At 55.2% G+C, this 20,473-nt stretch carries 16 protein-coding genes, 1 tRNA gene and 2 rRNA genes (1 of these 19 cut by a window edge); 10 read left to right on the forward strand and 9 right to left on the reverse strand.

Annotated elements, in window-relative coordinates:
* From ACWFTY_RS06050 to ACWFTY_RS06080, 7 genes are all read left to right on the forward strand, one after another.
* Nucleotides 1–1,885: ribosomal RNA gene (locus tag ACWFTY_RS06050) — 23S ribosomal RNA — on the forward strand; it begins 918 nt to the left of the window's first position.
* A gap of 171 nt (nucleotides 1,886–2,056) precedes the next feature.
* Nucleotides 2,057–2,171 (forward strand): 5S ribosomal RNA (rrf, locus tag ACWFTY_RS06055).
* Between the two features lie 134 nt (nucleotides 2,172–2,305).
* Nucleotides 2,306–2,382: transfer RNA gene (locus tag ACWFTY_RS06060), tRNA-Met, on the forward strand.
* A gap of 323 nt (nucleotides 2,383–2,705) precedes the next feature.
* Entirely contained in the window at nucleotides 2,706–3,113 is a 408-nt protein-coding gene (gene tnpA, locus ACWFTY_RS06065) for an IS66-like element accessory protein TnpA (RefSeq protein ID WP_447524188.1), read from the forward strand.
* Nucleotides 3,110–3,457: an IS66 family insertion sequence element accessory protein TnpB gene (gene tnpB, locus ACWFTY_RS06070; RefSeq protein ID WP_447524187.1), complete on the forward strand. Its 348-nt coding sequence runs from the start codon at nucleotides 3,110–3,112 to the stop codon at nucleotides 3,455–3,457. Before tnpA ends, tnpB begins: the two co-directional genes overlap by 4 nt.
* 54 nt (nucleotides 3,458–3,511) lie before the next feature.
* Nucleotides 3,512–5,053 carry an IS66 family transposase gene (tnpC, locus tag ACWFTY_RS06075; RefSeq protein ID WP_447524186.1) on the forward strand — a complete coding sequence of 514 codons (1,542 nt, stop codon included), beginning with the start codon at nucleotides 3,512–3,514 and terminating at the stop codon, nucleotides 5,051–5,053.
* Nucleotides 5,054–5,127: 74 nt separating this feature from the next.
* Nucleotides 5,128–5,379 carry a hypothetical protein gene (locus ACWFTY_RS06080; protein ID WP_447526464.1) on the forward strand — a complete coding sequence of 84 codons (252 nt, stop codon included), beginning with the start codon at nucleotides 5,128–5,130 and terminating at the stop codon, nucleotides 5,377–5,379.
* A gap of 245 nt (nucleotides 5,380–5,624) precedes the next feature.
* Here ACWFTY_RS06080 and ACWFTY_RS06085 read toward each other — a convergent pair whose 3' ends face one another.
* The 8 genes from ACWFTY_RS06085 to trxC form a co-directional block, all read right to left on the reverse strand.
* Entirely contained in the window at nucleotides 5,625–6,365 is a 741-nt protein-coding gene (locus ACWFTY_RS06085) for a ZIP family metal transporter (protein WP_447526465.1), read from the reverse strand.
* A 247-nt stretch (nucleotides 6,366–6,612) separates the two neighbouring features.
* A complete protein-coding gene (locus tag ACWFTY_RS06090; RefSeq protein ID WP_447526466.1) occupies nucleotides 6,613–6,783 on the reverse strand; it encodes a helix-turn-helix domain-containing protein in 171 nt (56 codons plus the stop codon).
* Between the two features lie 103 nt (nucleotides 6,784–6,886).
* On the reverse strand, nucleotides 6,887–7,516 hold the full coding sequence (locus ACWFTY_RS06095) for a peroxiredoxin (RefSeq protein WP_447526467.1): 630 nt from the start codon (nucleotides 7,514–7,516) through the stop codon (nucleotides 6,887–6,889).
* A 220-nt stretch (nucleotides 7,517–7,736) separates the two neighbouring features.
* Complete coding sequence (locus ACWFTY_RS06100) at nucleotides 7,737–8,951, reverse strand: ABC transporter permease (RefSeq protein WP_447526468.1); 1,215 nt, start codon at nucleotides 8,949–8,951, stop codon at nucleotides 7,737–7,739.
* Complete coding sequence (locus tag ACWFTY_RS06105; protein WP_447526469.1) at nucleotides 8,951–9,640, reverse strand: ABC transporter ATP-binding protein; 690 nt, start codon at nucleotides 9,638–9,640, stop codon at nucleotides 8,951–8,953. The genes ACWFTY_RS06100 and ACWFTY_RS06105 overlap by 1 nt, the downstream gene beginning before the upstream one ends.
* Nucleotides 9,637–10,947 (reverse strand): efflux RND transporter periplasmic adaptor subunit, encoded by a 1,311-nt coding sequence (locus ACWFTY_RS06110; RefSeq protein WP_447526470.1) that lies wholly within the window; start codon nucleotides 10,945–10,947, stop codon nucleotides 9,637–9,639. The genes ACWFTY_RS06105 and ACWFTY_RS06110 overlap by 4 nt, the downstream gene beginning before the upstream one ends.
* Complete coding sequence (locus tag ACWFTY_RS06115) at nucleotides 10,944–12,356, reverse strand: efflux transporter outer membrane subunit (RefSeq protein WP_447526471.1); 1,413 nt, start codon at nucleotides 12,354–12,356, stop codon at nucleotides 10,944–10,946. Before ACWFTY_RS06115 ends, ACWFTY_RS06110 begins: the two co-directional genes overlap by 4 nt.
* 117 nt (nucleotides 12,357–12,473) lie before the next feature.
* The gene (trxC, locus tag ACWFTY_RS06120) at nucleotides 12,474–12,914 is read right to left on the reverse strand and encodes a thioredoxin TrxC (RefSeq protein ID WP_447526472.1); all 441 of its coding nucleotides are present in this window, start codon (nucleotides 12,912–12,914) and stop codon (nucleotides 12,474–12,476) included.
* A gap of 293 nt (nucleotides 12,915–13,207) precedes the next feature.
* Here trxC and ACWFTY_RS06125 point away from each other — a divergent pair, with 293 nt between their 5' ends.
* The 3 genes from ACWFTY_RS06125 to ACWFTY_RS06135 are packed head-to-tail and all read left to right on the forward strand — an operon-like array spanning nucleotide 13,208 to nucleotide 18,712.
* Nucleotides 13,208–14,341: an efflux RND transporter periplasmic adaptor subunit gene (locus ACWFTY_RS06125; protein WP_447526473.1), complete on the forward strand. Its 1,134-nt coding sequence runs from the start codon at nucleotides 13,208–13,210 to the stop codon at nucleotides 14,339–14,341.
* A gap of 4 nt (nucleotides 14,342–14,345) precedes the next feature.
* On the forward strand, nucleotides 14,346–17,456 hold the full coding sequence (locus tag ACWFTY_RS06130) for an efflux RND transporter permease subunit (protein WP_447526474.1): 3,111 nt from the start codon (nucleotides 14,346–14,348) through the stop codon (nucleotides 17,454–17,456).
* Complete coding sequence (locus tag ACWFTY_RS06135; protein WP_447526475.1) at nucleotides 17,453–18,712, forward strand: TolC family protein; 1,260 nt, start codon at nucleotides 17,453–17,455, stop codon at nucleotides 18,710–18,712. The genes ACWFTY_RS06130 and ACWFTY_RS06135 overlap by 4 nt, the downstream gene beginning before the upstream one ends.
* Before the next feature lie 309 nt (nucleotides 18,713–19,021).
* Here the strand turns inward: ACWFTY_RS06135 and ACWFTY_RS06140 are convergent, their stop codons facing one another.
* Nucleotides 19,022–20,458 (reverse strand): glutamate synthase subunit beta, encoded by a 1,437-nt coding sequence (locus ACWFTY_RS06140; RefSeq protein WP_447526476.1) that lies wholly within the window; start codon nucleotides 20,456–20,458, stop codon nucleotides 19,022–19,024.
* Between the last annotated feature and the right edge of the window lie 15 nt (nucleotides 20,459–20,473).

Here is a 20,473-nt window from a genome sequence, read left to right on the forward strand (position 1 = left end):
AGGGGGTCGCGAGACCTACCAAACCTAACCAAACTCCGAATACCATAGAGACAAGTCCGGGAGACAGACGGCGGGTGCTAAGGTCCGTCGTCAAAAGGGAAACAGCCCTAACCTACAGCTAAGGTCCCCAAGTCATATCTAAGTGGGAAAGCATGTGGGAATCCCAAAACAACCAGGAGGTTGGCTTAGAAGCAGCCATCCTTTAAAGAAAGCGTAACAGCTCACTGGTCTAAATAAGGGTTCCTGCGGCGAAGATGTAACGGGGCTAAAGATATGCACCGAAGCTTAGGGTTCAGAATTTATTCTGAGCGGTAGCGGAGCGTTCCGTAAGCGGATGAAGCCGAAGGGTAACCGACGGTGGACGTATCGGAAGTGCGAATGCTGACATGAGTAGCGACAAACAGTGTGAGATGCACTGTCGCCGAAAGCCCAAGGGTTCCTGCTTAAAGCTAATCTGAGCAGGGTGAGTCGGCCCCTAAGACGAGCCCGAAGGGGGTAGTCGATGGGAACACGGTTAATATTCCGTGACCTGGTGGAATGTGACGGATCTCGTGTGTTGTCTGATCTTATTGGATTGATCAGGCTTCGAAGAGGTTCCAGGAAATAGCTCCACCATATAGACCGTACCCTAAACCGACACAGGTGGGCAGGTAGAGTATACCAAGGCGCTTGAGAGAAGTATCCTGAAGGAACTCGGCAAATTACCTCCGTAACTTCGGGAGAAGGAGGCCCTATCAGAAGGCAACTTTTGGTAGGGGGCACAAGCTGGGGGGTAGCGACTGTTTAGCAAAAACACAGGACTCTGCTAAGTCGGCTTCAAGACGACGTATAGGGTCTGACGCCTGCCCGGTGCTCGAAGGTTAAGAGGAGGAGTGCAAGCTCTGAATTGAAGCCCGAGTAAACGGCGGCCGTAACTATAACGGTCCTAAGGTAGCGAAATTCCTTGTCGGGTAAGTTCCGACCTGCACGAATGGCGTAACGACTTCCCCACTGTCTCCAGGATATGCTCAGCGAAATTGAATTCTCCGTGAAGATGCGGAGTACCCGCGGTTAGACGGAAAGACCCCGTGCACCTTTACTGCAGCTTCAGAGTGGCATTAGGAAAGAATTGTGTAGAATAGGTGGGAGGCTTTGAAACTTGGGCGCCAGTCCGAGTGGAGCCATAATGTGAAATACCACCCTATTGTTTTCTGGTGTCTAACTTAGATCCGTTATCCGGATCAGGGACCCTCTGTGGCGGGTAGTTTGACTGGGGCGGTCGCCTCCTAAAGAGTAACGGAGGCGCGCGATGGTTGGCTCAGGACGGTTGGAAACCGTCTGTTAGAGTGCAATGGCATAAGCCAGCCTGACTGCGAGACTGACAAGTCGAGCAGAGACGAAAGTCGGTCATAGTGATCCGGTGGTCCCTCGTGGAAGGGCCATCGCTCAACGGATAAAAGGTACGCCGGGGATAACAGGCTGATGATTCCCAAGAGCTCATATCGACGGAATCGTTTGGCACCTCGATGTCGGCTCATCACATCCTGGGGCTGGAGCAGGTCCCAAGGGTTTGGCTGTTCGCCAATTAAAGTGGTACGTGAGCTGGGTTCAGAACGTCGCGAGACAGTTTGGTCCCTATCTGCCGTGGGCGTCGATAATTGAGAGGAGTTGACCCTAGTACGAGAGGACCGGGTTGAACATACCTCTGGTGTACCAGTCATGCCGCCAGGCGTGCTGCTGGGTAGCTATGTATGGACGGGATAACCGCTGAAAGCATCTAAGCGGGAAGCCTCCCTCGAGATAAGTTATCATAGAGTCGTGGAAGACCACCACGTTGATAGGCTGGGTGTGGAAGCAGGGTAACCTGTGAAGCTAACCAGTCCTAATTACTCAATTCGCGCTTGTAGAATCCCGCCATCAACAACAATGTTGGAAAGCATGTTTGTTGAAGAACGGACAATTAAGCTCGGCCCATGGTCAACATGCACGGATATTACCCCTCGGGATATGTCCGGGCGTGATCTTACCAACATCGATTAAAAGACCCGTGATTACAGCTTATGCGCCTGCTTCATTGCTTGGTGGCCATAGCGCCTGTGCCCCACCCGATCCCATCTCGAACTCGGCCGTGAAACCAGGTTGCGCCGATGGTACTTTGTCTCAAGGCATGGAAGAGTAGGACGTCGCCAGGCATTGCAGCAGGCGCATAGACTTGTAGTCACGAGGAAATAACCCATTCACCTTTTCAAAAGCGGCCTGTCCCTCATAGGGCCGGCCGCTTTTTTGATTCTCTGGTACGGCACAAAAGCCAAACCGGAAACGTTGGCGCGGGATGGAGCAGTCCGGTAGCTCGTCAGGCTCATAACCTGAAGGTCGTAGGTTCAAATCCTACTCCCGCAACCAACTGGAACTCCAGATACAACTGCTTAACCAAAAGCCTCGGTCGAAAGATCGGGGCTTTTGTTCGTTTAGCAATATGCCATATGAAGCTAGCGCCCTAGCGAAGGAAGGCACTAGGCCTGCGGGTGCGAGAGATCATCCGGAGTCGGTCAGCATCATGCCAACGATATTGCGGATCAACTGAGCCATGGCGGGCTGCTGTGTAAGCGAGAGCTGTAGGCCGCCTTGCGCGTTATGGCATTTAAGGGTTGAAGGCTGCTTATTTGGGAGCGGCGATTATGGACGACATGGGTTCGGGATCAGCGAGCAGTCATACGATTAGTCATATGACCACTCATATGAGTGGTTCTAGTCTTGGCCGTGTAGAGATTGTCGGCGGCCGTCGGCGCTGGACAGCCGAGCAGAAGCTGGCGATGCTGGCAGATGCATTTGGTCCGGAAGGATCGGTTGGCCAGACTTGCGAGCGTCACCGGATTGGCAGTGGCCAGCTATACACATGGCGGCGTCTGGCGGTGAACGGTCAGTTAGGTGGCATGAACCCGTCAGGCCGAGCGCTTGCCGCACCTGCTTTTGCCGAAGTCTCGCTGGATACTGGCCCAAGCGACCGAGCGGCGGTAAATCCTGCACAGCCTAGTCTGATCAGGATAGACCTGCCGACAAGGATAAGACTGACGGTGGACGCGGCGGTCGATGCCGATGCGCTGACACGGGTGCTCGCGGTGCTTTCCCGATGATCCCGCCATCTCCTTCGACGCGCATTTACCTAGCTTGCGGTGCGACCGACATGCGCAAGGGTTTTAATGGTCTGGCGGTACTGGCGCAGCAAGTATTGCAGAAGAACCCGCATTCAGGGGCGCTGTTCGCCTTTCGTGGCAAGCGCGGTGATCTGGTCAAGCTGCTGTGGTATGACGGCCAAGGGATGTGCCTGTTTTCCAAACGGATGGATCGTGGCCGTTTCGTCTGGCCGGTGACCAGGACCGGCAAAGTGCACCTCTCTTCTGCCCAGCTTTCCATGCTTCTCGAAGGCATTGACTGGCGTAGACCTGAACGCACGGCCGTTCCGCTTCTGGCGGGATAAAACGGCATATTTGGGCGGGTTTTACTGGTAATCCATGAGCCACTCGGCTATTAAATGGCGGTGTCAGATACCGCTCATTCTTACCCCGATAAAGACGCCCGGATCGCCGAGCTGGAAGCTGCTTTGGCGGCCCGTGACACGCTGATCGAGACGCTGCGGTTACAACTGGACAAGCTGCGCCGTATGACCTTTGGCCAGTCGTCGGAGAAGCTGTCGCAGCAGATCGAGCAACTGGAACTGACGCTCGAAGAGCTGGAGAGTGAAGCTGCGATTTCCGATGCCCGGGCGCCTGAGCCGATCGTAAAAGCCGGACGGCCATCGCCCGTTCGCGCTTTGCCTGATCATCTGCCACGCGATGAACGCCGCATTGAACCGGAGACAGGTGCCTGTAATTGTCCTGATTGCGGCGGCACCCTTCGCCCGCTTAGCGAAGACAGCGACGAGATACTTGATGTACTGCCGGTGCAATGGCGCGTTATCCGTACCATCCGTCCCAAATATAGCTGCCGTTCCTGCGAGAAGATTGTGCAGGCCCATGCGCCTGCCAAAGCCATTGCCCGGGGTAAAGCCAGCTTCGCCACCCTTGCCCATGTCGTCGTGAACAAGTTCGATCATCATCTACCGCTCTACCGTCAGTCCGAGATGATGGCGGCGCAAGGTGTGGACATCGACCGTTCGACGCTGGCCAGTTGGGCTGGCCAAGCCGCCAGTCTGCTCGATCCTATCGTTAGCCGTATCCGCGAAGAAGGCTTAAAGGCCGCAAAGATCCATACCGACGATACGCCGGTCCCGATGCTGGTACCCGGCAAGGGTAAAACGGCACAAGCGAGGCTGTGGACCCATGTTGTCGATGACCGCGCATCCGGCTCTACCGGTCCGGCATTGGTCTGGTACAAGTTTACCCTTGATCGCAGCGGTATCCATCCGCAGACCGAGCTTAAGACATTTACAGGTTTGCTGCAGGCCGATGGCTATGCTGGTTACGATAAGCTCTATCAGGATGGCCGGATACGCGAGGTCGCCTGCTGGGCGCACTTCCGGCGCAAGATATTCGAGAACCATCAAGCAAGTCCGACGCCGCTCACCACCGACCTGCTGGAACGGATTGCAGGACTATACCGGATCGAGGACGATGTTCGCGGTCAGCCACCCGATATCCGCCGTCAGCAGCGCCAAGAACATAGCAAACCGCAAATCGAGACGCTGCACAGCGTGATCGACGATGCCTTGCGCCGTCTGTCGCCCAAATCAAGCATGGCCAAGGCGCTAACCTATGGCCGCAAACGCTGGGATGCGCTCACGCGCTATCTCGGTGAAGGCATAGCCGAGATGGATAATAACATTGCAGAACGCTCCATCCGTTCCATAGCGATAGGCAGAAAAAATTGGCTATTTACCGGATCCAAGGCCGGAGGAACACGCGCTGCCGCTATCTACTCGGTTATCGAAACCTGCAAACTCAATGGCGTAGAACCCCAAGCCTATATTACCGATGTTATTGAAAAAATCGCATCCGATTGGCCCGCTTCCCGTTGGGACGAACTCATGCCATGGAACTGGACAGACAATAACAAACGGAACCGTCAAGCCGCATAATACGCGGCCCCCAGCTCTCGCTTACGCTGCTGTTGTGGGTACGGACCTGGAGCAAGGGCAATGAACAACGCGCAGTGCAAATTTTATCCGCTCACTCGGGGGCCGACGTCCATGTTCATGGCCTGCTCGAGGATCAGAGAAAATTCGAAGATCAATATCTCGGCGCGGCGGCGGGCTCCGAAAAGCGGACCTATCAGGCGCAAGGCAATTTGGGGGCAGCGATAGCGAATATTACGCGTTCGGTAAGGCTTTTCCGTCGGAACCGGAAGTCGAAGCCTGTATCGACCGGCGCGACTATCTTGCGACCCTGCGATCAGATGCAATAAAAACGGTCGGGGCCTCGACGATGCAATGATTGATCCGGAAGGCGCCTTTCAGACTCCGGGCAAGCTGATGGCCACCGAACTCCCGGATGCGATCAAGATTGAGCTGCTGAAACGACGGGCTTATGAATAGAAAGAACAAAACAGGGGACGGATGAAGGAATGCCAGACAATGAAGTTGATCAGCTGCGGGAGATCAACCTGGCACTGGAGAAACTGATTTAGTTCAGTTGCAATTGGCGTATTCCCTAGTGCGCAAACTGGATAAGCCCGATCGTTCCAATTCCGGCTGCTATGAGGATGAACTGGAGCAGCGCCGATCCCGGCGTTGTCTTGCGGTGTAGGCCCGGTATTAGATCGGCAAGGGCGATATATATGAAGCTGGCTGCGGAGAGCGCGAGGATATAGGGAATGGCCTGCTGCGTTTCTCCGAGAAAATAATAGGCAATAATTGCTCCTGGCAGGGTTGTGATGGACGACAGGGAGTTAAGGACGAGAGCCTTCAGTCTGGAGTAGCCATTTTCCAAAAGAATAGCAAAATCACCAACCTCTTGCGGGATTTCATGGGCGATGACGGCGAGAGAGGCTGCAATGCCAAACGGGATCGAAGTCAAAAAAGCTGCCGCGATGACAAAGCCATCGACAAAATTGTGGAAGGCATCGCCGATCAGCAATAATGGACCCGAATTCGAATGGACTTCGCAGTCTTCGTCATGACAATGGCGCCAGAGCAGTATTTTTTCGAGTGCAAAGAAAAGCAGAATCCCGGCCAGAACGGTTCCGCATACCGCTATCGGCGCGGCGTGACCTAGTGCCTTGGGTATCATCCCGAGAAATGCGGCACCAAGCAAAGTGCCGGTTGCATAGCTGATAAGATAGGGCAAAATCGATTTTCGGACATTTGCCGGAAACAACAGCATCAATGCGGCACCGGCGATCGCGCCTAGGCTGCCCAATATACTGAAGACGATGATCCAGCCCAATAACATCAATCGCCCAGTGCGAAGCCGGGTAACAAGAGGCCGCGTTCCCAAACAGGTCGCTTCGCCCGTCTTCCGTCCCCAAGGGGCAAGCCAGCGAAGGCGCCGGTCGACTTATTATGTAGGGTTCCGCTTCCAATTTCCATGGTTATACAGTCCACCAAGATCGACGAAATTGCAACGTCTGGGTGACCTCCCGTCGACCCACTTTGGAAGCATGAGATTGGGAAGCCACAATTGACGAGCAGGAGGTAAGCTAGGTCTTGGACTTGTCCGCATTCGCAAGACGCCATCGATAATAGGTCTTTTCAGAAACCCCGATCTCCCGACAGCTTTCGCAAACGCCCATTCCCGACGCGATGAGCTTCTGGATTGCCCTGCATTTTTCGTCCTTATTCTCAACTAACGGCATTATTAAGTCTTTCATTGATTGTTCCGAAACGCGGAAAAAGTCAGACCCAGCTGATCGGCGGAACAATTTTCATCCAGATTGGATATGTCCCGCCGAGCTGCGGTCGAAGTTGACTAATCTAGCTTACATCGGTTGTGCGCAGATACGGCCGATGCTCCGTCCATCCTTGTGGGAACAGGCCCTTCGCCTCTTCGTTGCTGATCGATGGCGGAATGATCACATCCTTGCCTATTTGCCAGTCTGCGGGCGTGGCAATGCGCTTTTTATCGCTCAATTGCAGCGCATCGATGACCCGCAAAATTTCATCGAAATTCCGACCAACGCTCATAGGATAGGTCATGGTCAGGCGAATCTTCTTGTCGGGATCAATGATGAACACCGACCGGACCGCAGCGGTCTGACTCTCGTCTGGGTGGATCATGTCGTACATTTTCGCGATTGCCAGGTCTGCATCGGCAACGATCGGAAATGTAAGATTGGTGTTTTGTGTATCGTTCACATCTTCGATCCATTTGCGATGCTCCTCCGCCGTATCGGTCGACAGGCCGAGCGGCTTGGTATTCCGCTTGGCAAATTCGCCAGCGAGCTGCGCGGTGCGACCCATTTCGGTGGTGCAGACCGGGGTGAAATCAGCCGGATGACTGAAAAAGAATACCCAGCTGTCGCCAGCCCATTCGTGTAGGCTGATTTCCCCATTCTGGGTGTCGACGGTAAAGTCGGGGGCGGTGTCTCCAATATGCAATGTCATAATCTTTCCTTTCTGATTGTTCGGAAATGATAGCTCGCAATTCGCCCTGAATCCAATTCAATTACTCATTTACACTAAGTGTTTTATTGAATGAATGGGTGATCAGTTGCGCTTGGTGGACGCCCGCTTTTCATTTGTTGATATCAAGCGCTGTAGTTCGAAGCAGGGAGCCCACATATTGCACGTTCCCGAAAACCGGCCAGTTGTCGGTGGGCAAACTTTATTCCGATCGCAAGGCATCAATCGGATTGAGCTTTGCCGCGCGTCGTGCGGGAAAATATCCAAATATGACCCCGATTACGGCGGAGAACAGGAAGCTGATTACATTTATCTGGATATCGAACTGGAATTCCAGGCCCATTAAAGGCGCGGCAACAATCCCGACAATCAGTGCCAGAAATATGCCGATCAGTCCGCCGAGGCTGGACAACACGATCGATTCCACCAGGAACTGCATCATCACTTCTCGACCGAGCGCGCCAATGGCGAGCCTGATTCCAATTTCACGCGTTCTTTCGGTGACGCTCACGAGCATGATATTCATGATGCCGATACCGCCTACCAGCAGGCTGACACCGGCAACCGCTCCCAATAATGTGGTCAGGATGCCGACTGTTCCAGACACCGTGTCGGAAATCTGCTTGGCATCGAGGACATTAAAATCGTCTTCTTCGTCCGGCCCCAGACTCCGGCGCTCCCGCAGTAGCGCGATCATCGATTCCTTTACCGCGCTGGTCTCGTAGGCAGGATCGAGGCCAATCATGATCGAGTTGATATCCTGATTGCCGGTCATCTGTCTCTGGACGGCCTTCAGCGGCATGATCACCGTATCATCCTGATCTCCGCCAAAACCGCTTTGACCGCGCTCTTCGAGGATACCGATGACCTGACAGCTGACGCCTTTGATACGGAAATTCTGTCCGATGGGGTCGGTATCCTGGAACAGATTGGTAACGATGGTCGAGCCGATCATGCAGACACTTTTGCCAGCCTGCTCCTCCTCTGCGGAAAAATTTCGTCCCTCCGCCAGCTCCCATTTCCGGGCGATAAAATAATTATTGGTGGTGCCATTGACCGTGGTTGTCCAGTTCTGTGCATTTCTGATTGCGGCTCCGCTGGTTTGCACCTGACCGGTTACCACCGTGACGCCGCCAATCTGCTCGGCAATGGCATTGACGTCGGCTTGCTTGAACAAGGGCGGCGCTTCACCGGCGCCGGCGCCGCCAGGGCTGGCTCGCTGTCCGGGATATACTTGCAGCAGGTCAGACCCGAGAGCGCTAATCGATGTCTTGATTGCCTCCGTGGCCCCGTTGCCCAGTGTCACCATGGTGATCACGGACAGCACGCCGATCATGATACCCAACAGGGTCAGAAAGGAGCGCAGCAGGTGACGCCGGATTGCACGGAATGCTAATAGAAATGTCGTCGACAGCATCAGTGTTGCTCCACGCGTTCGACCAGGCCATCCTTGAAGATCACAATTTTATGGGCAAAGGCAGCAAGTTCGGGTTCGTGGGTTACCATCATGATGGTGATGCCCCGTTCCTTGTTGAACTGTGTCAATAGTTCCATGATTTCCTCTGATCGTTCGCTGTCGAGGTTGCCGGTCGGTTCGTCCGCCAGCAGCACAGCCGGCTCCGTGACGATGGCCCGGGCGATCGCTACACGTTGTTGCTGGCCGCCGGACAGTTCGTTCGGCTTGTGATTAGCCCAAGGAACAAGGCCGACGCTATCAAGCGCCGCCAAAGCCAATTCTCGCCTCTTCGCCGGACTTTCACCCCGGTAAAGCAGGGGCAATTCGACATTTTCAAGGGCGGAGGTCCGGGGTAAAAGATTGAACCCCTGAAACACAAAGCCCAGATAACGTCGGCGCAGCAAGGCTCGCTGATCAACATTGAGTGATTCTATCGGCACACCTTTGAAAAGATATGAGCCGGTGGTTTGCACATCAAGGCAACCCACGATATTCATCATTGTGGATTTGCCGGATCCACTGGCCCCCATGATGGCGATGAAATCGCCTTCATTGATGGCCAAATTGACGCCTTTCAAAGCCTGAAAAGCAGCTTCTCCTTCACCGAATGTCTTGGTGATATCGATCAGCTTGATGATCGGCTCGCTCATTCTGCCGCTTTTGCCTTTTGCCCGGTCACGACACGTTGTCCAACCTTGATATCCTTGCCAGTGACAGCCGTCTGGCGGCCATTGCTTTGCCCTGTCACGACGGTGATTTTTCGCAATTTGTCATCATCGCCCAGAACATAGATTGTCTGGCTGCTGCCGACGCCGATTTCGGTTTCCTGGGTGACCTGGGTCCCGCTCGAGCGGGGCGGCCCGAATTCAAAGCCGCCGCTTTCCTCGGCTTCCTCGTCCTTCGGCGGAATATAGCGGAGCGCTGCATTGGGGACCATCAGCACATTTTTCTCACCATTGGTCCGGATTGTCGCGGTCGCGGTCATTCCCGGCCTCAACTTCAAGTCATCATTGTTGAAATTGAGAAGAGCCGTATAGGAAACGACATCGGACGTAGAGGTGGAACTGCTACTCGAGCTGCCGGAAAGATTGGTTGACCCCAGATTCACTCTCAGAATCTTCGCCGGAAATTTCTTGCCGGGATAGGCGTCAACGGTAAAGCTGCCACTCTGTCCTGCCTCCACTTGCCCGACGTCCGCCTCGTCGACGGCAACTTCAAGCTGCATGCGGGCCAGATCTTCGGCGATGATGAAAAGAGATGGTGTGTTAAAAGACGCCTGCACGGTTTGTCCCGGGTCAATTAGCCGCTTCAGCACCACTCCTGACGTCGGCGCACGGATAGAGGCACGCGAGAGCTGGGTCTTGTTGGAAGACAGCTCGGCTTGCACGGCCGCAACATTGGCCCTTGCCGAATTCAAAGACGCTGCTGCCCTGGCCACTGCCGCTTTCTGCGCGGTCATTTCCGTGTCCGACGGAACCTGGCCATCGGACATGCGATAGACTTCCTGCAACCGTCGCAACTGTGCCTGGGCCTCATCCAGCGACGCCTGAGCGCTGACAACCGATGCTCGACTGGCCGCCAGACTGGCCTGTGATTGCTTGACGATATCAATAAGCCGGTCGGTGTCGATTGTCGCAATAACCTGTCCTTTTGATACCCGGTCATTGACATCAACCAGGACTGTTCTGACGATCCCGGATATCTCCGAACCAATTTCAACTTGCTCTGTAGGCGCAAGATTTCCGGTCGCGGTTACATCCACCGTTATATCGCCGCGCTTGACTGTATCGGTTACATATTCGGTGCCAGTATCGCTGAAGAACAATTGGCTGACAAATAGGGCGACGAGACCGATTGCGACCGCCAGCAGGACCCACTTGCCGTAACGCCATATTGGCGAGGGTTCCGGAGTTTGCAGAAATTCATCCAGATTTGTGGTTTCGCCAGATGCGTTCATTTCGAGGCCTCTTCATTATTGCCATTTTGCGGTACGGACTGCCATCCGCCGCCCAAGGCAAGATATAATTGGATCGTGGCAGTCAGCCGATCGGCCCGGGCCACCGCCAGGCTATCATTGGCCGACAGCAAGCTGCGCTCGGACTCCAACAACCGTTGAAAGTCAGTCAATCCCGCGCGATAATTGGCGCGTGCCAGAATTGCAGCGTTGCTGGCCGCCATACTCTGATCCGAAAAGGCCGAAATACGCGCCTCTGCCGTGCGCCGGGATATGGTGGCATTTTCCACTTCTTCGAGCGCTGTCAATATGGTCGAACGATAGGCGGCAAATGCGCCATCCGCAGCCGCCATCTGTGACCGTACAACGGACCTCCGGCTGCCCGCGTCAAAAATGCTTTGCGCGATTGATGCAAACAGCCCGCCGGTCAGGATATCGGTGATATTGCCGAATTCACTGGATGTGGATGCAATATTCCCCGTGAGTGTCAGTGCCGGATATAGCTGCGCCTGGGCCACACCGATCAGCGCTGTTGCTGATGCAAGGTCGCGCTCGGAAGACAGGATGTCCGGGCGTTGACGCAATATGTTGGCCGGCGCGCCTCTGGCGATAAAATCCGGAATGGCCGGAAGGCGACCATCACCGCCCAATAAGCCATCAACCGCCCCGGGTGCCTGTCCGGTGAGCACCGCCAGGCGGTATCGCGCAGCGGCTTCGGACTGCTCCAATAACGGGATTATGGCGGCAGTTTGCGCCCTTTGGGCCTTGGCTTGCTCGACATCGACCGATGATACCAGTCCGGCCTGAGCGCGCCATTTGGCGATTTGCAAATTGTTGTCCTGGTTCCGCAGACTGTCTTCGGCAATCAGGAGGCGGTCCTGCAAGGACCGAACTGTCACATAATTGCTCGCCAATTCTGCAGCGATCAGTGTCCGGATGTTGGCGAGACTATATCCTGCTGCCTGATAGGAGGCGAGTGCCGCCTGTTTCGATCGTTTCAGGCCGCCGAATATATCCGCGCTCCAGCTGGCGTCGATCGAGCGCGAAAAAGACCAGCTGTCAGATGTTTCGGAATAGAAATTTCTGCCACTGCTGCTCGAGAAACCAATGGCGGGCAGTTGATCGGCACCGGATTGGATCAGAGACTCTCTGGCTCGGACCACCAGTGCCGCTGATTGTGCAATATCGAGATTTTCCGAAAGTGCCGTGTCAATTAATTCGGCGAGCACAGGATCGTCAAATTGAGACCACCATTCAGTTATATCATCAATAGAAACCTCGTCATTTCCGTCGATATATTGCCCGGGCAGCGCGAGGTCGGATGCCGAATAGGGACGATAATCCGGTCCTTGCGTGCAACCCGTAAAGAACAGGCCGACGATAACTATTGAACGTGGAATTTGGGAAATCATTTGGTTTTGTAACGCCTCTCAAAGCAATTTTCCGAATTAAGTTCGACCAAATTGAATATCTGGGCAAATTCGCCAGTCTGAAGCTTTCTAGAAAACGGCCGTATCTTGAAAGCAAACCTATTTCATAAGAGCTTGATTGGTCCATTGAACAATCGATCCCGCAGGCATGGCTCCGGCCGTTCGTGACATCTCTTTGCCTTTTGATATCAATATCAATGAAGGAATTGATCGTATGTTGAAACGGGCGGCAATCTGCTGTTCTGCTTCGGTATCCAGTTTTGCGACACGCACATTCGGTTCAAGCTGCGCAGCTGCCGCGTCAATCGCTGGCGCCATCTGACGACACGGGCCACACCAACTGGCCCAGAAATCCACAAGCAACGGAATGTCGCTAATGCTGGCATGCTTATGGAAGTTCCCGGAATTCAGAATGACCGGCTTTCCCTCAAACAGGGGCTTGCCGCATTTCCCGCACTTACCGTTCCCCGTCAGCTTTTGCGCTGGAATCCGGTTGGTCGTGCTGCAGGAGGGGCAAATGATCATCAATGGATCAGTCATATATCAAGTCTCCCGTTCGTCTTGTTCGTTAATTTTGCAGACTATGAACCGAAATCAGATTCTGCATTATCGGTAACATTACGTATTTAGACATCATGGTTGGCAACCCTAGTCAGAATTTGATCCCAATACCCAGAAATGATGAAAGATAGGGGCATTGGAAAAGAAGAGACTAATTCGCCAGCCAAAACCGCAAATAATTTCTCGCGAGTTAGGCGTGCAGCAGCCTGAAAATACGTGATTGAAACATTGTCGAAACCAAGCGACCAACCCTGAATTCGGTGAGAGACCATATGAAAAGTAGAAATATAATTCTGGTTCTTGCCTTGGCGACAGTTCTTGTTGCAGCGGGCATATATTATGCATTCTCCGGAGACACAGCGACTGATTCAGATACATCTGCGGTAGCAACATCCGCCAAGCCTGGAACCATTTCGGCAGCACAAATCAAAAAGCTCGGCATCCGGATTGTCGCGGCAAGGGCTGCTGACGCGGTTCCGCTTGGTACGGTCCCGGCAATGGTCAACCTGCCGCCCGAGGCAAGGGTCGCGGTAGCCGCGCCGTTTGATGGAGCGATAATCCGGCTGTTTGTAGTAGAGGGGCAGGCAGTGGCTCAAGGGGCTGCTCTTGCATCGGTAAAAGCGCGTGAACCGGTGCAGATCGGCGCCGACCTTGCTCGGGCCCGTGCGCAATTGGGTCTGGCCCAAGCGAGCGCCCGGCGATTGAACCAGCTCGCCAGCGAAGGAATTATCGCAGACGCTCGGGCCGACGAAGCCAATGCAGCGCTGTACGAAGCGCAAATCAACATATCCGAGAACCAGAGAATATTGTCGCAAGCCGGTGCCGGGGGCAGCGGCCAGATGACCCTGCGCGCACCGATCGGGGGCCGTGTATCAGCGATCAACGTCCAGACCGGCGGGCCGGTTGACACGATGACGGCACCATTTGTGATCGAGAATACATCGTCTTACATGCTCGACATTCAATTGCCGGAGCGGCTTGCGAAGAAAGTTGTTCCGGGTCTGACGGTAGAGCTACAATTGCCCGGGTCATCCGGGGATGGTGATCCTGTCCCTGTCAGCGGCACGATCATTTCGGTCTCGCCCTCGCTCGACCCGATGACTCGCTCGGTCATGGCAAAAGCCCGCATTGGCGCTGCGCCCGGCATGGTTGCGGGTAAAAGCGTCATGGTGACGATCAAGGGAGATGGCAGCGAGACCGGTGTGTCGGTTCCAGCGATGTCGGTCACGCGGATCGGCGACAGGGACTATGTATTCGTTCTTTCAGCCAATCGCTTTACCAGGCGTGAAGTGACACTGGTCGCTCAATCGGGCGACAATGCTATCTTGAGCGACGGACTGAAGCCGGACGAGAAGGTCGCCGCGAGCGGCATCGCCGAGCTTAAAGTCATGTTGGCCGGGGACTGATCCTATGCTGCGGCAACTCGTTGAAAAAGCGCTCGCCTTTCGTATGGCTGTATTAGCGATAGCGACCGGACTTGCCGGCTTTGGTGCCTATGCGTTCGTCAATCTTCCCATCGATGCTTTCCCCGATATCAGCTCGACGCAGGTGAAGATCATCCTGAAAGCACCGGGTATGACGCCCGAAGAGGTTGAAAGCAGGGTTATCACCCCGATCGAGATGGAAATGCTCGGCATCCCCGATCAAGTGGTGCTGCGTTCGGTGGCGAAATATGCGATCGCGGATATTACGATCGACTTCAAAGACGGTACGGACATCTACTGGGCGCGCAGCCAGGTGGCGGAGCGGTTGAACGGCGTGATGGGAGACATTCCGGCGACGGTAACCGGCGGCATGGCACCCATTTCAACGCCATTGTCAGACATGTATATGTTCACGCTTGAAGGGCCACAATCGCTGGCCGAAAAACGGCGTATTCTGGATTGGGTTATACGACCGGCGCTGCGCACGGTGCCCGGCGTGGCGGATGTCAACGCGCTTGGCGGCTATGTTGAAACCTATGAAGTCGTACCCGACAATGCTGCGCTCGCCGCAACCAATCTCACCATTGAAGATTTACGCAGCGCGATTGAAAGCAGCAATCGAAATGATGGTGCAGGGCGGCTGACAACCGGAGAGGAATCGCTCATCGTCCGCGCAGTTGGCGCTATCCGGAACCTCGGCGATCTGTCGGGCATTATTGTCAAATCCGAAGGTGGAATGGTCGTACGGGTCGGTGATGTAGCGCAGGTGCGCACAGGAAGCCTTACCCGCTATGGTGCCGTTACCAAAAATGGCGAGGGCGAAGCGGTGCAAGGGCTGGTCATCGGCCTGCGCGGAGCAGATGCCAGCAAAGTGGTCGATGGCGTCAAGGAAAGGCTCAAGGAAATTGAATCCAGCCTGCCATCTTCGTTGAAGATCGACCCGTTCTATGATCGATCCGACCTGATTGAACGCGCCGTGGGTACAGTCGAATCAGCGTTGCTCGAAGCGACTATATTGGTCGTGATCTTGCTGCTCCTTTTTCTCGGCGACATAAGGGCGTCGGTCATCGTTGCGCTCGCTTTGCCAATGGCAGCATTGTTCACATTTATCGCCATGCGTTTTCTCGGTTTGACAGCCAATCTCATGAGCCTTGGCGGGCTGGCCATCGCGGTTGGCATTCTTGTCGACGGCGCCGTGGTGGTGGTCGAGAATGTGGTCGAACGGTTGTCCGACGAGAAACATCGCAGCGCCGGTAAGCTCCACAATATCTTCATTGCCTCGGCTGAAGTGGCAAAACCTGTTGCATCGGGCCTTGCCATTATCGCGCTGGTCTTCCTGCCGCTGCTCACACTGGAAGGGCTTGAAGGCAAATTATTCGCACCCGTTGCGTTGACGATCGTGCTCGCGCTGTTCGCAGCGTTGATCCTGTCACTGACGCTGGTTCCGGTTCTGGCCTATTTTGTTCTGAAAATACCGGATGGTCACCACGAACCCTGGTTGATGCGCAAATTGTCACCCTTCTACGAGCGGGTGTTGGACAGTGCTTTTAACCGGAAATCCGTTGTATATGCTATTGCGGCCTTCTCTCTGCTGATCGCGGGACTTGCCTACAATGTGACCGGAAAGACCTTTCTCCCGACCATGGATGAAGGCTCGATGATCGTTCAGCTGACGAAATTACCGAGCATCTCGATTGACCATAGCGTGGCTGGTGACATCAAGGTCCAGAAGGCCATTCTTGCTGAAGTCCCGGAAGTCACCGATGTGATCGCGCGGGTTGGTAGCGACGAGCTCGGGCTTGATCCGATGAGTCCAAATGAAACCGACAGTTTTCTGAAAATCAAGCCGCGTAGTGAATGGCAAGTGGCTGACAAGGATGAACTGACCGAGAAAATTCGCAAGGTGTTTGATGATTTGCCAGGCATCGAACCCAGTTTCACTCAGCCCATTGAAATGCGTATTTCCGAAATGCTCACCGGCGCGCGCGGTGATCTTGTAATCAAGCTGTTCGGCTCCGACCTAAACGAGCTTTCCAGGATCGCTGGCGATATTCAGGCCCGCCTGGAAAAAATCGAGGGTACGACCGAAGCGATGACGGTTGCCAATGATACGGTTGACTATCTGCAGCTCGATATTGACCGGATGGCGGCCGGCCGCAGCGGTATGCCAGTGGACATGATGCAGGACATGATGCGCGCTCAGATAGAAGGCGTGCACTCCGGCGTTGTTGCCGATGGCAACCGGCGCGTTCCCATCCTGATAAAGGGTGAAGGTAGCCGCGGTATGAGTCCGCAAAGCTTTGCCGATCAGCTGTATCGCTCGCCCACCGGCCAACTGGTGCGCGCCAGCGATATCGCCACTGTTAAGCAGATTGCCGGACCGGTGAAACTTGAACATGAAAATGGTTCGCGTTTTGCCATGGTCCAGGCCTTTGTGTCAGGTCGCGATCTGGTCGGCTATGTTGAAGAAGCGAAAGCCGACATTAGCACAAATGTGAAACTGCCATCCGGCTATCGGATCGTCTGGGGTGGTCAGTTCGAAAACCAGCAACGCGCATCGGCGCGGTTGATGATCGTGCTTCCGATATCTCTGATCCTTATCTTTGTCGTTCTGTACGCTACCTTGAGTTCGGTGCGCGCATCCCTGCTGATTTTGGTCAACATTCCCTTTGCGATGGTCGGCGGAATGGTAGCACTGGCGGTCTCAGGCGAGTATCTGTCGGTTCCGGCATCGGTCGGATTTATTGCACTGCTCGGTATTGCAGTGCTCAATGGTCTGGTCATGGTCAGCTATTTCCGGCAGCTCCGCGACCAAGGCCTGGGGATGGCAGAGGCGGTTCGGATAGGCGCTGCCCGCAGGCTTCGCCCGGTGCTCATGACAGCTTCCATTGCTGCCTTTGGACTGGTGCCCTTGCTCTTCGCGACCGGTCCCGGATCGGAAATCCAGAAACCGCTCGCGATCGTTGTAATCGGCGGCCTTGTGACCGCGACAATGCTGACGCTCGTGCTGCTGCCCATGCTCTACGAGAGGTTTGGCGAGAATAAGAACGAGCAAGAGGCCAGTAACCGGAACTTCGGCGAAGAGGTGCCATCATGAGAAACGCCCTATACACCCTTTCGTTATGGCTGGTGACTATGGCTCCCGTCTCCGTCGCTGCGCAAAATGACTCCGGACTGCCTGATGAGGCGGCGGTCGAGACGGCGTTGGACGAGCACCCGAGCGTGATGGCAGCGCGCGCGCGTGTCGAGGCGGCCAGAGCAGATGCCCGGGCCCTCAAGGCCGGTCCCCATGAGGTGACCTTATCAGGCTCCTATGTTCGCCGCGACGTGGATAACGAGGGTCGATTCAACGAATATGACGCAACAGTCATGCGACCATTTCGTCTTCCGGGCAAGAAACGGCTCGACAGGCAGGCGGGAGACTATGGCCTCGTCGCTGCCGAAAATCGGGCTGAAGATGTAAAGCATCAAGCTGCCACCCTGCTGGCTGATTTGTGGTGGGGCTGGCTGGGCAATGCGGAAGAGGCCCGCGTTGATGCGCAGGCGGTCATGAATTATGAAGCGATGCTTGCATCTGTAGAGCGTCGGATGCAATTGCGCGACGCCGCTCAACTCGACGTGGATCAGGCCGAAGCAGCTTTGGGAGCCGCAAGGCTGGCAGCGGAACAATCAAAGGGGAAAGCGGAGCTCGCTCGCGTGCGTCTCGCCGCCCAATATCCAAGCCTGCCCCTGCCGATCGAAGCGCCTGAGCTGCCGCTTCCAACCGTTCCTGCTGGCGGATTTTCGGCACTGCGCGATCTGGTTATCGCGCGCAGCCACGAAATAGCCGCAGCCGATGCAGAGGCTGCCCGGGTCAAGACACTAGCAGACCGGACCCGGCGTGACCGCATTGCCGATCCGTCGCTGGGCTTTCGGATATTCAGCGAGCGGGACGGGTTGGAAAAGGGGGTCGGTCTTATCGCTTCCATTCCTCTTGGTGGCAGCCATCGCAGCGCGCTAGCCGAGCGAGCTGAACGGGAAGCGCAAGCCGTAAGTGCCGAAGCGGGCGCGGTGCGTTTCGATGTTCAGGAAATGGCTGACACGGGCTTGGCATCCGCTAACGCCGCCTGGCGTTCGTGGAAGCGGAGTCGCGAGGGTATGAAGGCACAGGTGGATGGAGTGATAAAAATGCGGCGCGGTCATGACTTGGGCGCGTTTGATCTGTCTGACGTGTTGCTGGTTGAGCGGATGACCCACGATGCGTTTCGTTCTGAAGTTCAGGCGAGAAAAGACGCGTTGCTGGCGATTACCAAACTCCGGATTGACAGTCATACTCTGTGGATAGGTGATGATGATCATGAGACGCAACAATGACGGATGGGAGCCGGTAAACAGGTTCGGAGGGGAAGTACCAGTGTCGGTCTGGATAGAGAGAAACTGTTATCGGCCGCGTATGACTGTATCTGCAACTAAACTTGAGTGCTGACGAATGTTGCGCAACCAAAGGTTACGGCTCGCATGTTTTCGGGCGACCGTGTCCCTACGAGCGGCTGCGGCGATGCCAGCTCATTGTTCATCGTCGCAATTGACCAGACAATTGTTCAAGTCTGACGCTGTGGGGCGGAAACAGGTGAGCTTTGACTTGTCAGTTGCTACGCACCTGCTGTCACCGCAGCTTCGCTATCAGCGAGGCAGCGAGCTTTTTCCCATGAGTTGCAGGTCGACGGCGCGGGCGCATTGCCGGCCTTCGCGAATCGCCCATACGACCAGACTTTGGCCCCGCCGCATGTCTCCGCAGGCAAAAACACCTTCTTTGCTGGTGCTATAATCCACGACATTGGCAGACACATTGCCGCGTGCATCGAGTTCCACTTCCGACTGATCGACAAGTCCCATTTTGCGTGGGCCGACAAAGCCCATTGCGAGGAGGATCAAGTCGGCTTTCAGCGTGAACTCGGTTCCGGCGATTTCCTGCATCTGGCCGTCGACCCATTCGATCCGAACACATTCGAGGCCTTCCACTTCGCCGTTCGTGCCGACAACGCGTTTTGTGAGTATGGCCCAGTCGCGGTCGCAGCCTTCCAGGTGGCTGGAAGAGGTGCGCAGTTTCAACGGCCAGTCGGGCCATGAAAAAGTCTTGTCTTCTTTTTCCGGTGGCTTGGGCATAATTTCAATCTGGGTAACCGAAGCGGCGCCCTGACGATTGGATGTGCCGACACAGTCCGAGCCGGTATCGCCGCCGCCGATGACAATCACATGTTTACCGGTCGCGGTAATCGTGCCGCGCGGAGCGGCGCGCATTTCATCGTCGCCCGCGTTGCGCTTGTTCTGCTGGGCTAGAAATTCCATAGCCAGGCGAACGCCGGACATTTCATAACCGGGAATATCGAGCGTACGAGGCTTTTCTGCGCCGCCGGACATGACCACGGCGTCGTAATTATCCTGCAGTGATTCCATCGAAACCGACACGCCGACTTCGGCGCTGGTGCGGAATTCAACGCCTTCGGCCTCCATCTGCACGAGGCGGCGGTTGATCAGATGCTTTTCCATCTTGAAATCGGGGATGCCATAGCGAAGCAAGCCACCCATCCGGTCGTTCTTTTCAAACAGGGTGACATTATGGCCGGCACGAGCCAGCTGCTGGGCGCAAGCCATGCCGGCAGGACCGGAACCGACAACCGCAACCGATTTACCGGTTTTTTCTTCGGCAATCTGTGGTGTGATCCAGCCTTCTTCCCACCCGCGGTCGACAATCGCGCATTCAATGGATTTGATATTCACCGGCACGTCATCGATGTTCAAGGTGCAGGCGGCTTCGCAAGGGGCTGGACAGATACGACCGGTAAATTCCGGAAAATTATTGGTCGATTGCAGGGATTCCAGTGCGTTTTTCCAGTCGCCTTCATAGACCAGATTGTTCCAGTCCGGGATGATATTGTTCACCGGGCAGCCGTTGTGGCAATAGGGAATACCGCAATCCATGCAGCGCGCCGCCTGGTCCTTGATGTCCTTTTCCGGCAGCGGAATCGTGAATTCCCGATAGTTTGTCAGCCGTTCCTTTGGATCGGCATAGGTCGCTTCTTTGCGATCAATCTCGAGAAAGCCTGTTACTTTACCCACGGTCTACTCCAATTT

It is taken from the genome of Parasphingorhabdus sp. NYA22, assembly GCF_976973735.1.

Excerpts from the sequence above, each read along its gene's own strand:
- ACWFTY_RS06125 (WP_447526473.1), top strand. The coding sequence starts at position 13,208 with ATGAAAAGTAGAAATATAATTCTGGTTCTTGCCTTGGCGACAGTTCTT.
- ACWFTY_RS06090 (WP_447526466.1), bottom strand. The coding sequence starts at position 6,783 with ATGAAAGACTTAATAATGCCGTTAGTTGAGAATAAGGACGAAAAATGC.
- tnpB (WP_447524187.1), top strand. The coding sequence starts at position 3,110 with ATGATCCCGCCATCTCCTTCGACGCGCATTTACCTAGCTTGCGGTGCG.
- ACWFTY_RS06115 (WP_447526471.1), bottom strand. The coding sequence starts at position 12,356 with ATGATTTCCCAAATTCCACGTTCAATAGTTATCGTCGGCCTGTTCTTT.
- tnpC (WP_447524186.1), top strand. The coding sequence starts at position 3,512 with ATGGCGGTGTCAGATACCGCTCATTCTTACCCCGATAAAGACGCCCGG.
- ACWFTY_RS06100 (WP_447526468.1), bottom strand. The coding sequence starts at position 8,951 with ATGCTGTCGACGACATTTCTATTAGCATTCCGTGCAATCCGGCGTCAC.
- ACWFTY_RS06105 (WP_447526469.1), bottom strand. The coding sequence starts at position 9,640 with ATGAGCGAGCCGATCATCAAGCTGATCGATATCACCAAGACATTCGGT.
- ACWFTY_RS06135 (WP_447526475.1), top strand. The coding sequence starts at position 17,453 with ATGAGAAACGCCCTATACACCCTTTCGTTATGGCTGGTGACTATGGCT.
- ACWFTY_RS06110 (WP_447526470.1), bottom strand. The coding sequence starts at position 10,947 with ATGAACGCATCTGGCGAAACCACAAATCTGGATGAATTTCTGCAAACT.
- tnpA (WP_447524188.1), top strand. The coding sequence starts at position 2,706 with ATGACCACTCATATGAGTGGTTCTAGTCTTGGCCGTGTAGAGATTGTC.
- trxC (WP_447526472.1), bottom strand. The coding sequence starts at position 12,914 with ATGACTGATCCATTGATGATCATTTGCCCCTCCTGCAGCACGACCAAC.
- ACWFTY_RS06085 (WP_447526465.1), bottom strand. The coding sequence starts at position 6,365 with ATGTTATTGGGCTGGATCATCGTCTTCAGTATATTGGGCAGCCTAGGC.
- ACWFTY_RS06095 (WP_447526467.1), bottom strand. The coding sequence starts at position 7,516 with ATGACATTGCATATTGGAGACACCGCCCCCGACTTTACCGTCGACACC.
- ACWFTY_RS06130 (WP_447526474.1), top strand. The coding sequence starts at position 14,346 with ATGCTGCGGCAACTCGTTGAAAAAGCGCTCGCCTTTCGTATGGCTGTA.